At 49.4% G+C, this 19,007-nt stretch carries 18 protein-coding genes; 6 read left to right on the top strand and 12 right to left on the bottom strand.

Annotation, left to right across the window (positions count from 1 at the left end; all coding sequences use genetic code 11):
- From AC5FX6_RS08850 to AC5FX6_RS08820, 7 genes are all read right to left on the bottom strand, one after another.
- Positions 1-435 (bottom strand): hypothetical protein, encoded by a 435-nt coding sequence (locus AC5FX6_RS08850; protein ID WP_493596689.1) that lies wholly within the window; start codon positions 433-435, stop codon positions 1-3.
- A 43-nt stretch (positions 436-478) separates the two neighbouring features.
- Positions 479-1,018, bottom strand: coding sequence for an RNA polymerase sigma factor (locus AC5FX6_RS08845; RefSeq protein WP_493596688.1), 540 nt, complete (start codon positions 1,016-1,018; stop codon positions 479-481).
- A gap of 127 nt (positions 1,019-1,145) precedes the next feature.
- Positions 1,146-2,099, bottom strand: a complete 954-nt coding sequence (locus AC5FX6_RS08840) for a transketolase family protein (RefSeq protein ID WP_493596687.1) — start codon at positions 2,097-2,099, stop codon at positions 1,146-1,148.
- Positions 2,100-2,115: 16 nt separating this feature from the next.
- Entirely contained in the window at positions 2,116-2,976 is an 861-nt protein-coding gene (locus AC5FX6_RS08835; RefSeq protein ID WP_493596686.1) for a transketolase, read from the bottom strand.
- Positions 2,977-3,255: 279 nt separating this feature from the next.
- A complete protein-coding gene (bcp, locus tag AC5FX6_RS08830; protein WP_493596685.1) occupies positions 3,256-3,708 on the bottom strand; it encodes a thioredoxin-dependent thiol peroxidase in 453 nt (150 codons plus the stop codon).
- 130 nt (positions 3,709-3,838) lie between these two features.
- Positions 3,839-5,731 carry a M23 family metallopeptidase gene (locus AC5FX6_RS08825; protein ID WP_493596684.1) on the bottom strand — a complete coding sequence of 631 codons (1,893 nt, stop codon included), beginning with the start codon at positions 5,729-5,731 and terminating at the stop codon, positions 3,839-3,841.
- On the bottom strand, positions 5,718-6,329 hold the full coding sequence (locus AC5FX6_RS08820; protein ID WP_493596683.1) for a fumarylacetoacetate hydrolase family protein: 612 nt from the start codon (positions 6,327-6,329) through the stop codon (positions 5,718-5,720). Before AC5FX6_RS08820 ends, AC5FX6_RS08825 begins: the two co-directional genes overlap by 14 nt.
- A 389-nt stretch (positions 6,330-6,718) precedes the next feature.
- Here AC5FX6_RS08820 and AC5FX6_RS08815 point away from each other — a divergent pair, with 389 nt between their 5' ends.
- A complete protein-coding gene (locus AC5FX6_RS08815; protein ID WP_493596682.1) occupies positions 6,719-7,513 on the top strand; it encodes a M48 family metallopeptidase in 795 nt (264 codons plus the stop codon).
- Positions 7,514-7,534: 21 nt separating this feature from the next.
- Complete coding sequence (locus tag AC5FX6_RS08810) at positions 7,535-8,143, top strand: hypothetical protein (protein ID WP_493596681.1); 609 nt, start codon at positions 7,535-7,537, stop codon at positions 8,141-8,143.
- Between the two features lie 141 nt (positions 8,144-8,284).
- Here AC5FX6_RS08810 and AC5FX6_RS08805 read toward each other — a convergent pair whose 3' ends face one another.
- Together AC5FX6_RS08805 and AC5FX6_RS08800 are read right to left on the bottom strand one after the other, a co-directional pair.
- Entirely contained in the window at positions 8,285-9,097 is an 813-nt protein-coding gene (locus tag AC5FX6_RS08805; RefSeq protein ID WP_493596680.1) for an exonuclease domain-containing protein, read from the bottom strand.
- 11 nt (positions 9,098-9,108) lie between these two features.
- Positions 9,109-10,488 carry a UDP-N-acetylmuramate--L-alanine ligase gene (locus tag AC5FX6_RS08800; RefSeq protein WP_493596679.1) on the bottom strand — a complete coding sequence of 460 codons (1,380 nt, stop codon included), beginning with the start codon at positions 10,486-10,488 and terminating at the stop codon, positions 9,109-9,111.
- Positions 10,489-10,621: 133 nt separating this feature from the next.
- Between AC5FX6_RS08800 and dnaB the strand changes: the two genes are divergently transcribed.
- Positions 10,622-12,199, top strand: coding sequence for a replicative DNA helicase (gene dnaB, locus AC5FX6_RS08795; RefSeq protein ID WP_493596678.1), 1,578 nt, complete (start codon positions 10,622-10,624; stop codon positions 12,197-12,199).
- A 78-nt stretch (positions 12,200-12,277) separates the two neighbouring features.
- Here dnaB and AC5FX6_RS08790 read toward each other — a convergent pair whose 3' ends face one another.
- Entirely contained in the window at positions 12,278-12,862 is a 585-nt protein-coding gene (locus tag AC5FX6_RS08790; protein ID WP_493596677.1) for a nitroreductase family protein, read from the bottom strand.
- Between the two features lie 453 nt (positions 12,863-13,315).
- On the opposite strand from AC5FX6_RS08790, the gene AC5FX6_RS08785 reads away from it, so the two are divergent.
- Both AC5FX6_RS08785 and AC5FX6_RS08780 read left to right on the top strand, forming a co-directional pair.
- Positions 13,316-14,572, top strand: a complete 1,257-nt coding sequence (locus AC5FX6_RS08785; RefSeq protein WP_493596676.1) for a PAS domain-containing protein — start codon at positions 13,316-13,318, stop codon at positions 14,570-14,572.
- A gap of 44 nt (positions 14,573-14,616) precedes the next feature.
- A complete protein-coding gene (locus AC5FX6_RS08780) occupies positions 14,617-14,961 on the top strand; it encodes a histidine kinase (RefSeq protein ID WP_493596675.1) in 345 nt (114 codons plus the stop codon).
- A gap of 107 nt (positions 14,962-15,068) precedes the next feature.
- On the opposite strand, the gene AC5FX6_RS08775 is transcribed toward AC5FX6_RS08780, so the two are convergent.
- Both AC5FX6_RS08775 and hppD read right to left on the bottom strand, forming a co-directional pair.
- Positions 15,069-16,802, bottom strand: coding sequence for a phospho-sugar mutase (locus AC5FX6_RS08775; protein WP_493596674.1), 1,734 nt, complete (start codon positions 16,800-16,802; stop codon positions 15,069-15,071).
- 209 nt (positions 16,803-17,011) lie between these two features.
- Positions 17,012-18,106, bottom strand: a complete 1,095-nt coding sequence (hppD, locus tag AC5FX6_RS08770) for a 4-hydroxyphenylpyruvate dioxygenase (protein ID WP_493596673.1) — start codon at positions 18,104-18,106, stop codon at positions 17,012-17,014.
- Between the two features lie 150 nt (positions 18,107-18,256).
- Here hppD and AC5FX6_RS08765 point away from each other — a divergent pair, with 150 nt between their 5' ends.
- Positions 18,257-18,655, top strand: a complete 399-nt coding sequence (locus AC5FX6_RS08765) for a hypothetical protein (protein ID WP_493596672.1) — start codon at positions 18,257-18,259, stop codon at positions 18,653-18,655.
- The last annotated feature ends 352 nt before the right edge of the window (positions 18,656-19,007 follow it).

Here is a 19,007-nt window from a genome sequence, read left to right as displayed (position 1 = left end):
TTAGTAGTCAATTGTATTCAATTGGTAGTATTCGAGTTCTTCTTCAGCAGCCTTTGGGCTCACATTCAGAAACTCTGCTGTCATGTCGGGGTTTGAGAGCGAGCTCATCTCAGCAAAATCTGAGCTCTCGAGCACAGCATAGGTGCTCAGGTAATCCATGATCGCCTCGTCGCCTACTGTCGCCAGTACCACGCCTGCTTCCTCTTTTTCCTGGCGCAGTTGCGAGAAGTACACGACGCCAACCACCAATAACAAAAGTAGAGGGGCTATGGCCAACTTGAGCGGCTTCCAGGCTGCGGCATACCAGGGGGCAGGGCTATACCCGGCGCCAGCGGTGCGCTCCATGATCTGCGCAGGCAGCCTGTCGAAGTACTTTTCCGGTACCTCGTAGATGTTGCGCTTGGGCAGGTCGCTTAGTTTAAAATCGTTTTTCATATTCAATGTACTTATCAGTTAGATAGCGGTAGCGCTCTATAGTTTAATCTTGTTTAATAAATTCTTCAATTTTTTTTACGGCGTGGTGATAAGATGCCTTTAAAGCGCCTACGGATGTACCCAGAATCTCAGAGATTTCTTCGTACTTAAGCTCGTCGTAATACTTCATGTTGAAGACCAGTCTTTGCTTGTCCGGCAGTCTCAGCAGGGCTTTTTGCAACTTGAGCTGTATCTCGTCCCCGCTAATGTCCGGCGATGAATCGATCTTCTCGGTGAGCTCTGCGGCTACATCATTAATTGGTAAAAAGAATTTTTTGCGCTTACTCGAAAGGAAGGTAAGACACTCGTTGGTGGCGATACGGTAGAGCCAGGTATAAAGCTGCGCATCCTGCCGGAAATTCTCCAGATTCTTCCACACCTTGATGAAAACCTCCTGCGTGAGGTCATCGGCGTCGTCGTGGTCAATCACCATCTTCCGGATGTGCCAGTAGATCTTTTGCTGGTACTTCCGGATAAGCTGGTTAAAGGCCAGATTACGGCTGTCAGGGTCGGCGAATTTTTCTAAAATCTCTTTGTCTTCCACGAGTCAGGTAGCAAGAGCAGGTCGGTCGGACCTGTCTGAATATGCAATATAGTCCATAAAAATAAAAGAGGCCGCAATTGCGTGCGGCCTCTTTTATTTTTAAGAAAAGCGAAGGTATAGTTCCGTCTTATTTGCGGTTCATTACACGTTCAGCGGCTGCCACAATGTTCTCGGTGCTCAGGCCATACTTCTCCATCAGCTGGTCTGGCGTGCCAGACTCACCGAAGGAGTCATTCACAGCTACCATTTCCAGTGGAGTAGGCAGCTGGCGACCCAACAGTTGTGCCACAGAATCACCCAGACCACCATTCATCTGGTGCTCTTCGGCAGTTACCACGCACTTGGTTTTGCCAACTGATTTCAGGATAGCCTCATCGTCAAGTGGCTTGATCGTGTGGATGTTGATGATCTCAGCATTAATGCCTTTCTCAGCCAGCTTGTGACCTGCTTCGATGGCTTTCCATACAAGGTGACCTGTAGCTAGAATGGTTACGTCGGTACCTTCGTTCAGCATCACCGCTTTGCCGATTTCGAACTTCTGATCAGCAGGCGTGAAGTTAGGAACAGCCGGACGACCGAAACGCAGGTATACCGGACCTTCGTGCTCAGCGATGGCGATGGTAGCGGCCTTGGTTTGGTTGAAGTCACATGGGTTGATCACGGTCATATGTGGCAGCATTTTCATCATGCCCACATCTTCCAGAATCTGGTGCGTGGCACCGTCTTCGCCCAGTGTCAGACCAGCGTGCGAAGCGCATATTTTCACGTTCTTGCCAGAGTAGGCAATCGACTGACGGATCTGGTCGTATACGCGGCCAGTTGAGAAGTTCGCGAAGGTACCTGTGAAAGGAATCTTGCCACCAATGGTCATACCTGCTGCCAGACCCATCATGTTGGCCTCGGCTATACCTACCTGGTAGAAGCGCTCCGGAAACTCTTTTTTGAAAGCGTCCATTTTAAGCGAACCGATCAGGTCAGCGCAAAGGGCTACTACATTCGGGTTGGTGCGGCCAAGCTCCAGTAAGCCTACGCCAAAACCAGAACGGGTGTCTTTTTTCTCTGTATATGTATACTCTTTCATTTCTGTGTGTTAAAGCTTAGTAATCTGAAGCAGCCTCTACGGCTAATTGCTGAAGCGCTATTTGTAGCTGTTCATCGTTCGGTGCTACGCCGTGCCACTTGTGTGAGCCCATCATGAAGTCCACGCCGAATCCCATCTCAGTGTTCATCAGGATCATCACAGGTTTACCATTTCCGGTAGCTTTTTTAGCGTCTTCCAAAGCAGGTAGCAGCAACTCGAAGTTGTTACCGTCAGCCTCCAGCACATGCCAGCCGAACGCCTCGAACTTCTGACGCAGGTCGCCCAACGCCAGCACTTCTTCCGTACCGCCGTCGATCTGCTGATAGTTGCGGTCCACAGTTGCAATCAGGTTGTCCACTTTGTTGTGGGCAGCATACATGGCCGCTTCCCATACCTGACCTTCGCCCAGTTCGCCGTCGCCCATCAGCACGTACACCAGGTTGTTGTCATTGTTCAGTTTCTTAGTCTGTGCGGCACCAACTGCCACAGAAAGTCCCTGACCCAGTGAGCCAGAAGCAACACGAATGCCTGGAAGGCCTTCTTCAGTAGCCGGGTGGCCTTGCAGTCTTGAGTTGATCTTGCGGAAAGTAGCCAGTTCTGACACCTCAAAGAAGCCGGCGCGAGCCAACACACTATACCATACCGGCGAGATGTGTCCGTTAGACAGGAAGAACAGATCTTCGCCTTCACCGTCCATGTTGAAAGGTTTTGCCTTGTAGTTCATCACCTGGAAGTACAGCGACACGAAATAGTCCGTGCAGCCGAGTGAGCCGCCCGGGTGGCCGGAATTTACCGCATGCACCATGCGCACGATGTCACGGCGAACCTGTGACGCAATTTGCTTCAGCTCGTCGATGCTTTTGTTGTGTGGGTTCACGTTTTATTAATTATTAGATTGTTGATTACAAAATTTGTCAAACCGATGCCTGTTCAATCGCTCAATAGCTTGCATAAGCAATATGTCAGTGCATCTCTCTTCAAGACTTGGACTTATATACCTACCATTGTAAAGTAGGTATACGATCATCCGATTGATAACTCTCGTGTTGTTGGCTAGCCTTTGATTGCTACCAGTTGACAAGAGGAGTCTTGAGTACCTTCTACGTCTCAAATATACGAAAAACGCAGCTGCCCATGTGGACAGCTGCGTTTGAGTTTACTTTTTCAGGATTTGGGCGGCGTGGTCGGCCGTTTTCACTTTTGTGATGATATCCTCGATGGTGCCCTCCTCGTCTATGACGAAGGTATAGCGCATCGTGCCCATGTACTTGCGGCCATACATCGATTTCTCTTGCCAGACCCCATATTGCTCCACCAGTTTCTTATCGGTGTCGGCTAGCAGTGTGAAAGGCAGGTCGTACTTGCCTATGAATTTCTGATGCGACTTCTCTCCGTCGATGCTCACGCCAAGCACTTCGTAGCCTTCCTGCTGTAGTTCGCTGTAATTGTCGCGCAGGTTGCAGCTTTGGGCAGTGCAGCCGGAAGTGTCATCTTTCGGGTAGAAATACAAAATCACTTTCTTGCCGCGGTAATCACTTAGTTTAACTGTGTTACCGTTTTGGTCTTTTGACTCAAACTCCGGGGCTTTATCTCCGATTTTCAGTTCCATGGGTTTCTGTTTAACCGCTGGTGCCACAGGTATAAGCTATACCTTATATTGCCAGCTTTTCAGTTTATCCGGTACTTGTTGTTTTGCAAGCAGTCTTTTATCCAGCATTATAGTATGTGGCAGTCCGACACTAGATGGTTGTCGTAAACTCCGCCTCGTTTCCGGCATTGTCTTTTACCTTCAAGACTACTTTGCCCGACAAAGGTATGCTTTTATCTAATTTTTCGGAGTATATGGTCGCAGTTTTATGCTCGTATTTCATCAGCACCCATTTTCCATTCACCTCACAGCGGAAAGAGTTGATGCCCGACAGGTCATCGCCGATTCTGAACTTGATCTGGGTCGGGCTTTTGCTGAGCAGTTTGATGGTTGGAGCTTTGGTGTCTTCAAACACTTTGAACTTGCCCATGCTGCGGGTAGAGAAGGTGATGCTGTTGCCGTCCCACACGCCACCCATCATGCCACGGCCTTTGCCTAAGCCCATATAGTAGACGGCGGCTTTGCTCTTGTCAGTTACTGGCGTGCTCGGCGTAATCGTCACTTTAATAGCCTTGTGCAGCGGCGTGAAATAATCACCAATGGTGTACACGTCGCCTTCTTTTTTAGCCTGCAGGTAGAGCGTGTCGTACAGACTCTCCTTATCGAAGCGGATGGTCATGTCGCGGTTGCTGAAGCTGTGCTCCTGACCCGAAGGGATAGCAGCCTGCAGCTCGAGTGGGGTAGAGGTGCCGCAGTACTCCAATGAGGCAGGTAATCCGCCGCGAAGGTCATACAGGCTCACCGAGGCAGCGCCTTTGGTATAGCTTGGCACCAGTGTCAACCGCTGGTTATTGACTACCATTTCTACGTTGCGCGGGGTAGCGGATGTATCGGAGGCGTTTACTTTCAGGATGTTGCCAATGATCTCATAGCTTAGTTGCGGTTTAGTCACCTTGCCGTTTGCAGCCTGCGTGAAAGTCGGCTTCTGACCCTTTACTATAAAGTTCAGGGTAGAGGCATTGTTGTAGGTGTCTTTCGCAACAAGTTGGATGTGGTAGACCGAGTCGGCCTGCACATTGAGCCTGCCCCGGTTTTGTGGCGCAGTATAAAGTGGCAGGTCGTTGCCGTAGTCCACGTAGGCTTTTTGGAAAGTGCGGCCTGTGCGACGGTATACGTTGTAGTTCACGTGCTGCGATACTTGCTTCGACAGCTCAAATGGTACGCGGTCGATGTGGTGGTTGTATACCTGTTTGTCGTTCACATACACGGTCACGTCCTGGGTGCCGTTGCGGTTTTGGGTATCGTCGTAACGGTCGATGGTCTGCAGCTCAAAGCCGATCAGGCCATGGGCAAACACCGTATCCGGCAAGGTATGGACGCCATTGGTCTTCTTCGGAGTATACTCCCGACGGGCAAATTCCTGGTTGATGCGGGCATAGATGTTGAGTGGCTGTATGCCCAGCCCCAGCAAATCGGGCGGCGTGGTATCAATGATCTCCTTAAAGCCCCAGCGCAGCGGGTTATAGAGACGGTCTTCCGAGTCGCGGATCTCAAAGTGCAGGTGCGGACCGCCGGAGCCTCCTGTGTTACCGGACAAAGCGATGATCTGCCCTTTCTTGACCGGAAACAGGTTCTTCTCCGGGAACAACTCCAGTTCAAATGTTTCCTTCTCATACTGTTTCTGCAGCACGTAGTCAGCCAATGGATCATAGAAGGCCAGCAAATGCGAATAAGTGGTGGTGAGTCCGTTCGGGTGCGTCACGTAAATGATGTTGCCATACCCGTAAGTAGACATCTTCACACGCGAAATATACCCGTCTGCGGCAGCGTAAACCGACAAGCCTTCCCGCTGGTCGGTCTTGATGTCGAGTCCACCGTGGAAGTGGGTAGAGCGTATTTCCCCCATGGAACCCGACAAGTAGTTGCGCACTCCCGGCTTGATGGGAAACATAAAATAGCCTTGTTCAGGCGCCGGTTGAGCGACCGCTACAAGGGTGGTGAAAACGTAAGCGAAAAGGAGCGCAAGGCGCTTATTTAATTTCAAAATCAAGTAGTTTTTTATCTTCAACATAGCCTTCCAATCTGTCGCCGATCTGCACCGGACCCACTCCCTCAGGCGTACCTGTAAAGATAATATCGCCTTTCTTCAGCGTGATGAAGCGGGAGATATACGCAATAATGTCATCAAAGGTGTTCAGCATCATCTTTGAGTTGCCTTGCTGGCGGGTCTCGCCGTTTACATCAAGTCTGAAGTTGATGTCATGCAAGTCTTCGAACTGGTCGAGCGGCAGAAACTCCGATACCGGGGCAGAGCCGTTGAAGCCTTTGGCCAGCGTCCATGGCAGTCCTTTGGCCTTGGCCTTGGCCTGCAAGTCGCGTGCTGTAAAGTCTATACCTAGGCCAATCGCATCGTAGTATTTGTGAGCAAACTTCTTGTCGATGTTCTTGCCTTCACGGCTGATGCGTAGCAGTAACTCCACCTCGTGGTGAATGTCCTGACTGTACTCCGGATAGTAAAAAGGATCGTTATTGCGAAGAATAGCCGTGTCAGGCTTAAAAAATATCACCGGTTCGTCCGGCACTTCGTTCTTCAATTCAGCTATATGATCGGCGTAATTGCGGCCGATGGCTACTATTTTCATAAAAGGGGCAGGGTGTTTTCTTTATCGATACTCAAAAATAGACTATATCCGGTTTTGGTGCAGCATGATTTGCTAAAAAGAATCAATTAAAAGACAATTTTTCAGAATGGCCTTCGCCTTTGGCAGACACAGGCTCTTTTTATACTTTAACAAGAGAAGGCACGCTTTATTGTGCTGAGGGGGACTACAACATTTTATATTAGAGCGTTCGTATACCTATGCAGCTGACAGTTCAGATGGCAACCTGTCATTTCAAGTCAAGTTGCACTTTGTTTTATCAGTTAAAGTATAGTACTTTTAACATATTAAACGATCCTAGCACACCTGACTTTTAAAACTGGTTCAAAATTTGAAATAGCCACTTTATAAAGTCATTAAATTAAAAAACTATGTACAAGAAGTTAATCGCCTTTTCGATAGCGGCAGTAATGATGGTAGCCTGTACAACGGTGCCAATCACAGGTCGCAGACAGCTGAGTCTCGTGTCAGACGCGCAGATGATGCAAATGAGTTATGACGCTTACGACCAGTTCCTGAAAGAGAACAAGCTTTCACGCGACGCACAGGCCACGGCCATGGTGAAGCGTACCGGCCAGCGCATTCAGCGTGCGGTAGAGCAGTATATGGCTGCTAACAACATGTCAGACCAGTTGCAAGGTTTTCAGTGGGAGCACAACCTGATCGAAGATGACCAGGTGAACGCCTGGGCAATGGCCGGTGGTAAGACCGTGACATACACAGGTATACTGCCGATCGCGCAGAACGAAACTGGCTTGGCTGTGGTGATGGGGCACGAGATTGCTCACGCGATTGCCAAGCACAGCAACGAGCGCATGAGCCAGCAACTGGCCCAGCAGTTTGGCGGCCAGACACTTTCTGCCCTGGCCGGTACGCAGCCGGGTGTAGCACAGCAGTTGATCATGACGGCTTATGGTGCCGGTTCTACACTTGGTTTGCTGAAGTACGGCCGTAACCAGGAGAGCGAAGCCGACCGTTTGGGACTGATCTTTATGGCGATGGCCGGTTACGACCCGCAGGCTGCTATACCTTTCTGGGAGCGTATGGAGGCAAAGTCAGGCGGACAGGCACCACCGGAGTTCCTGAGCACGCACCCGAGCGCAGGTACCCGTCGCGCCAACCTGCAGAGCTACATGCCGGAAGCGCTAAAGTACTACAAGAAATAATCACTAACCCGATAAACCTACATGACTGCATCACCCTTAGCCAATGGCCGGCACTTGTTGCTGACCTGCCTGCGCTGGACGCTGGCCCTGACTTTGATCTTACTTGTAGCGGCTGGCTGTACGCGCCGCGAAGCTTTCCCCGAGGAAAGTGAAGAGGAGCCGCTCGACGAAGAGGCCGGCCCCAAGTATGACGGACAGCTGTTGGCGCAGGTGGTGTTGGATGAGATTGACTTTGTGGTGCCGCAGCAGGAGCTGATACAGCCCTTTATAAAGGAGTTTGGAAACGGAACGGTGGTCAATAAAGTGACGATCCATAAGGTGCAGGACAATAAAAAGCTGCCTGCTACCTATTATCTGGTAGGTTTGGGGATACAAAACGGCTCTTTCCGCTCTATGGCACTCGAGTTGGATGTAGCCTCGGATAATAGCTTATACCTGAGCAGCAAGTCGATGAAGCACATTTGCGAAGCCACAGCTGGCTGCGACTTCTGTTACTTCTCTTTCGAAGACAACCGGATAACGGGCTGTCAGTGCTCGATCCGGGCTGCTGGTTACGACTGTCGCCATAAGGTACATGAGGGCAACAACCTGCTGCAAGGCGTCAGACTGAAGAACTCGAGACAGGATTAGTAGTAGGTATGAATCAAAAAAGAGCGGGCTGCCAGTGATCTGGCAGCCCGCTCTTTTTTGCTTGTTAGGATTTAACCAATCTGAAATCTAGAAAATCAATTAATCCTGTAAATCTGTAGAGCAGGGTTCCTATATAAAGACCTAAGAAACACTGCTCTGCATGTTGCGTAGTCGGATGCGGGTCAGGATCTTTTTGGTATAAAGCGGAAAATCGCCTTTCATCATCCAGTCGTAGTAGCTTGGCTCTTTGCTGAGTACTTCCTCAACTGGCACATTGCGGTGCTTGCCAAAGTTAAATACCTCTTGTCCGGCGTTGTTATACACGATGCGACCAGCCAGGTCAGCTGATTTCTCGAACGTGAACTTGTGCAGCTGGCCCATGTCATTCTGGATAGGCGTTTCTTCTATACCTTCAGCCACTTCCACCATCGTGTTCTCGTAGCGCTCCAACTGTGCTTTCAGGATGTGGTAGGTAGCTACTGTATCGGCCTCGGCGCTGTGGGCATTCTCCAATGTCTTGTTGCAGTAATATTTGTAAGCAGCCGATAGCGTGCGTTTTTCCATCATATGGAAAATGCGGCAGGCATCCACCACATGACGGTTATCGATGTCGAAGTCTATGCCTACCCGCAGAAATTCCTCTGCCAGCAAAGGTATATCAAAGCGAACCAGGTTATAGCCACCCAGATCACAGCCGTCCATAAACTGATACAGGTTGCGGGCCACTTGCTGAAAAGTGGGGCAGTCCTTTACGTCCTCGTCGTATATTTTGTGAATCAGACTCGACTCCAGCGGAATAGGTACCGTCGGGTTGATGCGACGGGTCTTGAGGATTTCCTCGCCGTTTGGCTTCACTTTCAACACGCTGATCTCCACGATGCGGTCTTTGCAAATATCGGTGCCGGTCGTTTCGAGGTCAAAGAATACGATGGGACGCTTCAGGTTCAGTTTCATGATAGGGTGGTTTACAGAACCGCTTTTTTGAGCGTCTCCAGGTCAAGGTTTTGATAAGTGCCTGAGCTCATAAGCAGCAGGTTTGCGTTTTGCCAGTCCATCCCGTTCAGGTGTTCAAGCAGGGCAGTTGAGTCAGTGTATACCTGCAGCTGCGGATTGCCGAAAGCGTTGCGCAGGTCTTCTTCTGAAAGCATCTCCATACGCTTATGCTCTACCGTTTTAGGGCTGAAAAACACAATCGGTACATCGGCCTTATCAAGAGCGCCGGCATACTGTGGCAGAAAGTTCTTGTTGAGGCTACTGAAGGTATGCAGTTCCACGCAGGCCACCAGCTTGCGCTGCGGATACTGTGCTTTCACAGCTTCGGTGGTCGCTTTTACCTTGGAAGGCGCGTGTGCAAAGTCACGGAAGAGCACTGAGTGCGAACTTTCACCGAGTCGCTCCAGTCGCTTGGCCGCGCCTTTGAAGGTCTTGAGGGCTTCATAAAAGTCAGGCGCTTTGATGCCGATCTTCTTGCAAACTTCCTTGGCCGCGCTGATGTTGCGCAGGTTGTGTTCCCCGAACAACGGGATCTCTACGTCGCCTTCTTTTTTGGTGTGCAGGATGGTCTTGCCGTCGCGGATGCTGTGCAGGTGCACGGTATAGCCGATGTAAGCAATATCGGCAGGGTTGCGAGGCACTGCCACCAACTGTACCTGCTCGTCGTCCTGGTTATAGATCAGGGTGCCGGCCTTTGGTGTCATCTCCGCAAAAATGCGGAACTGATCCCGGTATATTTCAGAGGTCGGGAACACGTTGATGTGATCCCAGCTAATGCCGCTGATTACCCCGATGTGGTGGTGGTACAGGTGAAATTTCGGAACACGCTTAATCGGGTCGGAGAGGTATTCGTCTCCTTCAATGATAATGATCGGGGCTTCTTCGGTCAGCTTCACCATGCGGTCAAAGCCCTGGAGTTGCGCTCCCACCGCGTAATCGAACAGACGGTTGCAATGCTGCAGCACATGCATGATGATGGAGGTAATGGACGTTTTGCCATGGCTGCCACCGATCACAATGCGCTGTTTGTTCTTGCTTAGCTCGAAAATGAAATCCGGGAAGGAGTAAACCGGTATACCTAGTTCCTGTGCACGAAGTAGCTCCGGGTTATCGGCGCGTGCGTGCATACCCAGAATCACAGCATCCGGTCGGTCATCCAGTTTCGCTGGAAACCAGCCTTCCTCGGCGGGCAGTATACCTGCCGCGGCCAGTCGGCTTTTGGCCGGCTCGTAAATCTCATCGTCTGAGCCAGTCACTCTTATACCCTGGTCATGCAGCGCCAAAGCCAGGTTGTGCATGATGCTGCCCCCTGTGGCGATCAGGTGAATATGTTTAAAATCCGTTCTCTCCATAATCCATGCTATCCATTTAGCGAACCGACAAAATTATAATTCCTTCCCTAATTTAAAATAGCTATACGCTAATATGTGGATATCTTCCGTAATTTGTGGATTACTTGGACGGCTTACTTTTTAAATTTGTGGTATGGAGGAGATGAAAATGAACGTGCGGCCAACTGGCAACCGCGGCAACTGGAGCAAAAAAGCCCCTGCCGTGGCAGAGTTGGGTAAAAAACCGCCGCAGGCACTAGATTTGGAGGAGGCCGTACTAGGCGCTCTGATGCTGGAGAAGGATGCGCTTACCACAGTGATTGACATTCTGCGACCAAGCAGTTTTTACAAAGAAGCTCACCAACGCATATTTAAAGCGATCATCGGTCTGTTTGACAAGTCCGAGCCGATCGATATCCTGACCGTTACCCACGAGTTGCGCGAGAACGGCGAACTGGAACTGGCAGGTGGCGCTTACTATGTCACGCAGCTGACAACCCGCGTTAACTCAGCGGCCAACATTGAATATCACGCCCGTATCATCACGGAAAACTCAATTAAGCGTGATCTGATCTCGATCTCATCTGAAGTGCTTTCCAGCGCTTTTGAAGATACCACCGACGTATTCGAACTGCTCGATAGAACAGAAGCCAAGCTTTACGAAGTATCGGAATCCAACATTCGGAAGAACTTCGACGACATGCGCTCATTGATGCATGCCGCCATCAAGGAACTGGAAGAGAAACGTAAGCAAACTGACGGTCTGACTGGTGTACCAAGTGGTATGACTGCCTTGGATCGTGTGACTTCCGGTTGGCAGAAATCTGACTTGATCATACTGGCAGCACGTCCGGCGATGGGTAAGACGGCCTTTGTGCTTTCCTGCCTGCGCAACGCCGCCGTGGATTTCAAAAAGGGAGTGGCGATCTTCTCACTCGAGATGTCCTCACTGCAGCTGGTAAACCGTCTGATTTCTTCAGAAGCCGAACTTGATTCTGAAAAGATCAAGAAAGGCAGCCTAGAGGATTACGAATGGGCGCAGCTTAACCACAAGATTTCGAAACTGACGGAAGCACCGATCTTTATTGACGATACGCCGGGTCTTTCTATTCGTGAGCTTCGTACCAAGTGCCGCCGTCTGAAGGCGCAGTACGACATTCAGATGGTGATCATTGACTATCTCCAGCTGATGAGCGGCAACGCCGAAGGCAAGGGTGGTGGTAACCGTGAACAGGAGATTGCCTCGATTTCACGAGCCATGAAGATGCTGGCCAAAGAACTGAACGTGCCGGTAATTGCCCTGTCGCAGTTGAGCCGTGCCGTGGAAACACGTGGTGGCGACAAGCGTCCACAGCTGTCTGACCTTCGTGAATCCGGTTCCATCGAGCAGGATGCTGACATGGTGCTTTTCCTGTATCGTCCGGAATACTACGGCATCACCGAAGACGAAATGGGCAACCCGACAGCCGGGGTAGGTGAGGTGATTATAGCCAAGCACCGTAACGGTTCCTTGGAGAACGTGCAGCTCAAGTTTATTGGCAAGTACACCAAGTTTACTAACCTGGACTCCGATTTCGGGGGCGACAGCATGGGCGGCTTCAATGCATTGCCAAACAGTAGCTTCGATACAGAAACGCCAGGTGCTATCAGACTGGGCAGCCGCATGAATGATGGTAGCAATGGTGGGGGAGGATTCCCTGCCTCCGGTTTCGATGAGGAGCCCCCATTTTAAGGTATAGCCCCGAAATTTATAAGATCCTAAGCCAAAGGAAGATTAGCCGCTGTGCTCGAAAGCCAGCGGCTTTTCTATTTACATCCACTCCACTTTTTCTTCCAGCGGTACGATGCGTTTGCCGCCTGTGAACGATTCGTCGCTGTAGCCCAGGTATAGAATACCGAGCACGATATCCTCATTACCCAAGTGAAGCATCTCTTTCATAGCCGGATGATAGGCCATACCGCCGGAGCCCCAGTAGCTTGCTATGCCTAAGGCTGTAGCGCCCAACAGCAGGTTCTGAATGGCGCAGGAGGTCGCGGCTATTTCTTCGAGTACCGGGATTTTGGGCAGGTTGCCGCGCTGCATGTAGGCAACCAACACATGTGAGGCCTTATCACCCATGTGTAGCAGTTTTTCATACTTCTCCTCCATAAATTTTTCCGGGTCGGTCTGCTGCTTGTATAGTTCAGCATGTGTCTGGCAGAAATCCTGCACCTTGTCGCCGGCATATACCTTAAAGCGCCAGGGTTCTGTGTGGCCATGTGTGGGAGCCCAGTCGGCCAGGGCAAGCAACTCTTTTACATGCGCATCAGGTATGCGTTGCCCGTTCATTTTGCCGGGTTTGGTGGTTCTGCGAAGCCGGATGGTTTGGCTTATCTCTGAAAAGGAAGTATTCATAAAGTTGGTAAATTTGATGGGACGAAAGCCTATGGTAAGGACAAAAGCCATTCCCAGGCTTCGACTTTGGTCAGCTTCTGTGTTTCTATTATAACAAGAGTAACAAAAGAGCGCGTCAGGTAGGTACTGAACGCGGTGTAATGCTATTGTTCTGTAAAAGTAAGGTATAGCAGCTTCTTTTCCATATAAAAGCTATGCGCAGGATGGACGGGGATGCGCCATTTGCAAGAAGATAATGCTGCAAAACAGGCTATACCTAAACAAGCAATGAAACAGAACAGGACTAGGTTTACGTAATCCGCAATTGCCGCTTTGCCTTAAGTTCTTCAACCTGCTTTTTATTGAGGAAGAGTAGTGTCCTGCTCATCGGCATCTCGACAAAACGATGGTTATAGCATCTCAGCTTGGTATTTAGTATCTTTAGAAGATTTGAACCTACGATAGTAGTATCCTATGGACTTTACTAGACTATTTAATAAACTACCCGAAGCCGCTGTTGTACTCTCGCCAGCTTATGTGATTGTTGCAGTAACAGATGCTTTTCTGGAATCGACCTTGCGCACAAGAGAACAGCTGATTGGCCAGCATTTTTTGCTGGAAGCCTTTCCGGACATAGCACATAGCTATGAAGACAATCCTGTAAAAAAAGGCCTGGATCGGGTAATACAAACAAAGGAGCCTGTGCGCCTGGATGTCATGCGTTACGATATACAATTGGCAGAGTCAGCTAAGGATGAGTTTGAGGTTCGCTACTGGGAAATCAACCAGGTGCCTATTTTGGATGACGCAGGCAATGTAGAATATATTCTGCAAAAACCACTGGATGTGACCGCCCGCGAAACAACACAAAAGGCGCTACTTGAAAGTGAGGAGAAGTTTAAGTTTATGGCGGACGCAATGCCCCAACTTATTTATACCCTGAACCAGGAAGGCAAACCGACATACTTTAACACCCGCTGGGAAACTTACACCGGTGTAAGCCTGGCAGAATTGTCGCAGCCGCGATGGGATTTGGTAGTGCATCCGGATGACATAAAAGTTGTTTTACCAAAATGGGATAATGCTTTTAAATCTGGTCAGGAGATTCAACTGGAAATTCGCATACGCGACAAGAACGGCAACTACCGCTGGCACCTGAGTAGGTCTATACCTATGAAGGATGCTAATGGGAACGTTGCGATGTGGGTGGGCAGCTCGACCGATATAAACGATACGCGTCAGCTGGTACAGGAACTGCTCGACTCAAACGAACAGATGGTACAGCTCTCGGATCAGGTGCAACATGCCTACGAAATTGCTGAGTCTGAAAGGAAAACATTGGAGAGACTGATCATGGAGGCTCCGGCCATGTTTGTGATTCTGCGAGGTCCTGAACACCGTTTTGAGCTCCTCAATGACCAATATCAGCAGATATACCCTGGGCGTAACCTCATTGGCCAGGCTTTAGGAGAAGCTCTGCCGGATATCAAAGCGCAAGGCTTTATTGATATACTCGATGACGTGTACAATACCGGTAAAACCTTTGTAGCGGAAGGCGTTCCAATCGTGCTTCCTAAGCCGGGTGCCGATGAAACGGAAGAGCGTTACTTTAACTTCTCTTACCAGCCCATACATGAAGGAGATAAAGTGACAGGTATACTGGCTTTCGGTTACGATATCACGAATGAGGTATTGTATAAACGCAAACTGGAGAGCTCCGGTACATTATAAGACACCATGATTATCGAAAATGCAGCAATAGGGATGATAGGTGGATGGAGATAGCCCAGCTTGATTTTCAGCAACTCAGAATAAAGCATATTCTGTATAAGTCGAAGGTACGCTCATTTTTGTATGGCGGCACTTTCGATGCAAGCTTCTTTTCTACTGCAGGGCCCATCGACGTTTGGTTCACCACAGTAGGGAAGGTGCGCTATGCCCATGCTCCTGAAATATTGCAGCTTATGCGCCTTCATCAGAAATTAAATGCCATTGCCCTGAACCTCTACAACCTCTATAGCAATGGCCAGATTGAGCAGGCGCATGATGGCTTAAAAGAAGTGGACCATACATCAGATCAGTTTATCTCCATCCTCTCCGATTTAGACAAGCGACTCTAGCAGGTATAGCGATACTTGCAAGCTGAACACGTCCTAAACAAAATGGCTAAATCGCTGGCAGGTATACCCGCCAGTGATTTAGCCATTTAACAATTTGACAAGTAAGCTTACTTCAGTTTCAAATCAACCAGAATCTGCTGGATTTTATCTTTCAGCTGCTGATCCACGCTGTCAAAGTCTTCCTTCGAAGCCAACGGTTCGTTTACGCTGATGTAGAACTTGATCTTTGGCTCCGTGCCGGAAGGACGGGCTGAGATTTTGCTGCCATCTTCAGTGAGGTATTGCAGCACGTTAGAGCTCTCCAGGTCCAGCTTTGACTCTTCACCTGTTACCAGGTTTTTGCGGGTGCTGTGCTTGAAGTCGCTTACCTCCACTACGTTGGATCCGGCAATGGTCTGTGGCGGATTGGCACGCATGTCGGCCATCATTTGCTGAATTTCCTCAGCGCCGCGCTGTCCTTTTTTGGTGAAAGATACCAACTCCTCTTTGTAGAAGCCATGTTGGGTGTAGATCTCTACCAACATTTCAAACAGGCTTTGTCCTATGTCTTTCGCCACGGCAGCCATTTCAGCGATCAGGGCGCAAGCCGAGATGGCGTCTTTGTCGCGCACGAAGTCACCGATCATATAGCCGTAGCTTTCCTCGCCACCGCCAATGTAGGTTTCCTTGCCTTCCAGTTCACGGATCTTCTCAGCAATGTACTTAAAGCCGGTCAGCGTCTCGTACATGGTCACATTGTAACTATCGGCAATGTCTTGGATCAGGTCAGTGGTCACGATGGTCTTCACGATGAATTCCTTACCAGTCAGTTTGTCGGCCTTTTGCCAGGCCAGTAGGAGGTAGTTCATCAACAGGGCGCCTGTCTGGTTTCCGTTCAGGAGCTCAAACTCGCCTTTGAGGTTTTTAACGGCTATACCTACGCGGTCAGAATCCGGGTCGGTGGCCATCACAAGGTCAGCGTCAATTTCTTTGGCTTTGTTCAGGGCCAAGGTCATCGCCTCCTTCTCTTCCGGGTTCGGGTATACCACTGTTGGGAAGTTGCCGTCTGGCGTGGCCTGCTCTTCTACCACGTGCACGTTGGTGAAGCCGAAGCGCTTGAGCACTTCTGGCACGAGTGTTATACCTGTGCCGTGAATGGACGAGAATACAATCTTAAGATCATGTTGGTTGCGGATGGCTTCCTGCGAGATGGAAAGGCTCTGCACTTTTGCCATGTAAGCCTCGTCCATTTCTTGGCCCAGCATGTGGATGTTACTTGGCTTCGGCTCAAATTTCACTTCGTCGATCGAAGTGATCTTGTTCACCTCTGCGATGATATTTCTATCGTGCGGAGCTGTTACCTGTGCGCCGTCGTTCCAGTATACCTTGTAGCCGTTATATTCTTTCGGGTTGTGAGAGGCCGTTACCACCACACCGCTCTGGCAGCCGAGGTGACGGATAGCAAAGGATAACTCTGGTGTAGGGCGAAGGGCTTCAAACAGGTACGCCTCAATGTCGTTAGCTGAGAAAATATCGGCGGCGATACGGGCAAACACATCAGAATTGTTGCGACAGTCGTGCGCGATGGCCACTTTCACACGCTCACCCGGGAAGTTCTGCTTCAGGTAATTGCAAAGGCCTTGCGTCGCCATACCCAAAGTATAGCGGTTCATGCGGTTGCTACCCGCACCCATGATGCCACGCAGACCACCTGTTCCGAATTCAAGGTCTTTGTAAAATGCATCGGCCAGTGCCTCGTGCTGGTTGCGCTCAACCAAGCCGTTTATCTCAGATTTGGTTGCCTCGTCGTAGTTGCCGCTCAGCCAAGCGTCTATTTTCTGCTGTATAGCTGGTTCAATCATAGTCTTTTTGGTAATGTATGTTGTTGATGTTGTCTTTCTTATGTAGTGCACGATGCGAACGAGGTCGCTCGTGCTATACCTCCAATTCCACAAAAAATCACACCAGCCCTTCGTTTACCGCTTGACGGTTTTAAGAACTGGTGTGATATCGGTATATCAAAATGGTGGTTGCTAACACGGGTTACACCGTGCTATACTTGGCTTGAAGCCTAAAGGTTACCACGTAGCGCCTGCTCACGTTCGATCGCTTCAAACAGGGCTTTGAAGTTACCTTTACCGAATGATTTGGCTCCTTTGCGTTGGATGATCTCGTAGAATACGGTTGGTCTGTCCTCTACAGGTTTCGTGAAAATCTGCAGCAAATACCCCTCATCGTCGCGGTCTACCAGGATGTTGAGTTTGCGCAGATCTGCCATGTCTTCGTCGATGTGGCCGATGCGCTCGATCAGGTCTTCGTAGTACGTTTCCGGCACGTACAGAAACTCCACGCCACGGCGGCGCAATTCTGCCACAGTATGCAGGATATCATTAGTGGCTACGGCAATGTGCTGCACACCAGCACCTTTGTAAAACTCGAGGTACTCGTCGATCTGAGATTTTTTCTTACCTTCAGCAGGTTCGTTGATCGGGAACTTGATGTAACCATTGCCGTTCGATACCACTTTCGACATCAGGGCGGTATATTCCGTGCTGATATCCTTGTCGTCGAACGTAAGCAGAAGCTTGAAGCCCATCACATCTTCATAAAACTTCACCCACTCGTTCATGTGGCCTAGTTCTACGTTTCCTACGCAGTGATCCACATATTTCAGGCCTACCGGCTCGATCTCCAGTTGGCTATGGCGCTCCACATACCCAGGCATAAATACGCCATTGTAGTTCTTGCGCTCCACGAAAGTGTGGATAGTATCGCCATAGGTATGGATAGAAGCTATTTTTACCTCGCCATGCTCGTCAGTGAGCGTTTTGGGTTCCATTGCTGGTTTGGCACCACGTTCCACTGTGCCTCTGAAAGAAGCCTCAGCATCATCCACCCATAGGGCCAGCACTTTCACGCCGTCACCATGCTGGTGCACGTGCTGCGCGATATCTGAATTTGGATCAAGGGAAGTTGTCAGTACCAATCGGATTTTCTCCTGCTGCACCACGTAAGAAGCACGGTCTCTTACACCCGTCTCAGGACCGGCATAAGCAACCAGCTTGAAGCCAAAGGCTGTCTGGTAAAAGTGAGCGGCCTGCTTGGCGTTACCCACATAAAACTCGATATGATCGGTGCCATTAAGTGGCAGAATATCTGTTGCCATAGGTATAGGTATGGTTAAAGAAATGATTTGTGTAAAAATACGGTTTTTATACGTTTATCAAAACCTGAGGAAGGCTGCTGTAAATTATCATTGTTAATTCTTGCAATTACTACGGCATGTTTTCAACTTTGTAAAAAACCGAATGACGCTATGAATGCAAATGCACTGAACAGTTCGCTGGTAACCATCATCAGCAAGAAAGAAGAACTGAATGCGCTTGACTATAACGACGAGCGCTACGATGATATGGAAGAAGAACTTCATGATCTCGAAGACGACTTTAATGAAGAGTACGGAGACTACCTGGAGGATGTACTGGAAGAGGTACACGGCAAGCTGCGCTCCGACGCTGATATACTGCTGCCTACTGCCTACCTGCCTAGTTCCCTGAATGGCGACCATGTAACGCCGGACGGTGAGCGGGAAGGTGTATGGGTAGAGTCAGACGAATTCCCGGGTATAGAAATGCGCCTGGTGCTGACCGCAAATCCTGCCCGCTTCGTGGTGCTGATCGGCGATCAGGAACGTGAACTTTGGAAAGCTGAATAAAGGATTTTCAACTTTTACAGATTCACATTAATAGTAAGCCATAATTTTTAATGGTAGTCAGGTATAGTTGATCTGATTATCTTTTTAAATGTAAAACCGCATCTGCTCTTTTATCATAAGGGCAGGTGCGGTTTTTTTATTACAATTATACTCCCACTTTCAATCAGTAGCCCGCCTTGTTTAAGCAGATAATCAGGTATTCAGCTAAATTATATTATATAATAAAAGTACAATATTTAAATTGGTGCTGCAGCTAGATAGGCTGACAGAAATACTGAATTTAAAGGTGTGAATACTGATGTTATTGTCTTTTTTTGAACAATATCTATAGATAATCGTACTTTTTCTTTAA

Source organism: Pontibacter sp. LHS2 (genome assembly GCF_058932845.1).
Note: the sequence above shows the minus strand (reverse complement) of the source record. Positions and strands in the feature narration are given on the sequence as shown.

Coding starts and splice junctions, on each gene's coding strand:
- AC5FX6_RS08850 (WP_493596689.1), bottom strand. CDS start 435: ATGAAAAACGATTTTAAACTAAGCGACCTGCCCAAGCGCAACATCTAC.
- AC5FX6_RS08840 (WP_493596687.1), bottom strand. CDS start 2,099: ATGAAAGAGTATACATATACAGAGAAAAAAGACACCCGTTCTGGTTTT.
- bcp (WP_493596685.1), bottom strand. CDS start 3,708: ATGGAACTGAAAATCGGAGATAAAGCCCCGGAGTTTGAGTCAAAAGAC.
- AC5FX6_RS08820 (WP_493596683.1), bottom strand. CDS start 6,329: ATGAAAATAGTAGCCATCGGCCGCAATTACGCCGATCATATAGCTGAA.
- AC5FX6_RS08815 (WP_493596682.1), top strand. CDS start 6,719: ATGTACAAGAAGTTAATCGCCTTTTCGATAGCGGCAGTAATGATGGTA.
- AC5FX6_RS08810 (WP_493596681.1), top strand. CDS start 7,535: ATGACTGCATCACCCTTAGCCAATGGCCGGCACTTGTTGCTGACCTGC.
- AC5FX6_RS08805 (WP_493596680.1), bottom strand. CDS start 9,097: ATGAAACTGAACCTGAAGCGTCCCATCGTATTCTTTGACCTCGAAACG.
- AC5FX6_RS08800 (WP_493596679.1), bottom strand. CDS start 10,488: ATGGAGAGAACGGATTTTAAACATATTCACCTGATCGCCACAGGGGGC.
- dnaB (WP_493596678.1), top strand. CDS start 10,622: ATGGAGGAGATGAAAATGAACGTGCGGCCAACTGGCAACCGCGGCAAC.
- AC5FX6_RS08790 (WP_493596677.1), bottom strand. CDS start 12,862: ATGAATACTTCCTTTTCAGAGATAAGCCAAACCATCCGGCTTCGCAGA.
- AC5FX6_RS08785 (WP_493596676.1), top strand. CDS start 13,316: ATGGACTTTACTAGACTATTTAATAAACTACCCGAAGCCGCTGTTGTA.
- AC5FX6_RS08780 (WP_493596675.1), top strand. CDS start 14,617: ATGGAGATAGCCCAGCTTGATTTTCAGCAACTCAGAATAAAGCATATT.
- AC5FX6_RS08775 (WP_493596674.1), bottom strand. CDS start 16,802: ATGATTGAACCAGCTATACAGCAGAAAATAGACGCTTGGCTGAGCGGC.
- hppD (WP_493596673.1), bottom strand. CDS start 18,106: ATGGCAACAGATATTCTGCCACTTAATGGCACCGATCATATCGAGTTT.
- AC5FX6_RS08765 (WP_493596672.1), top strand. CDS start 18,257: ATGAATGCAAATGCACTGAACAGTTCGCTGGTAACCATCATCAGCAAG.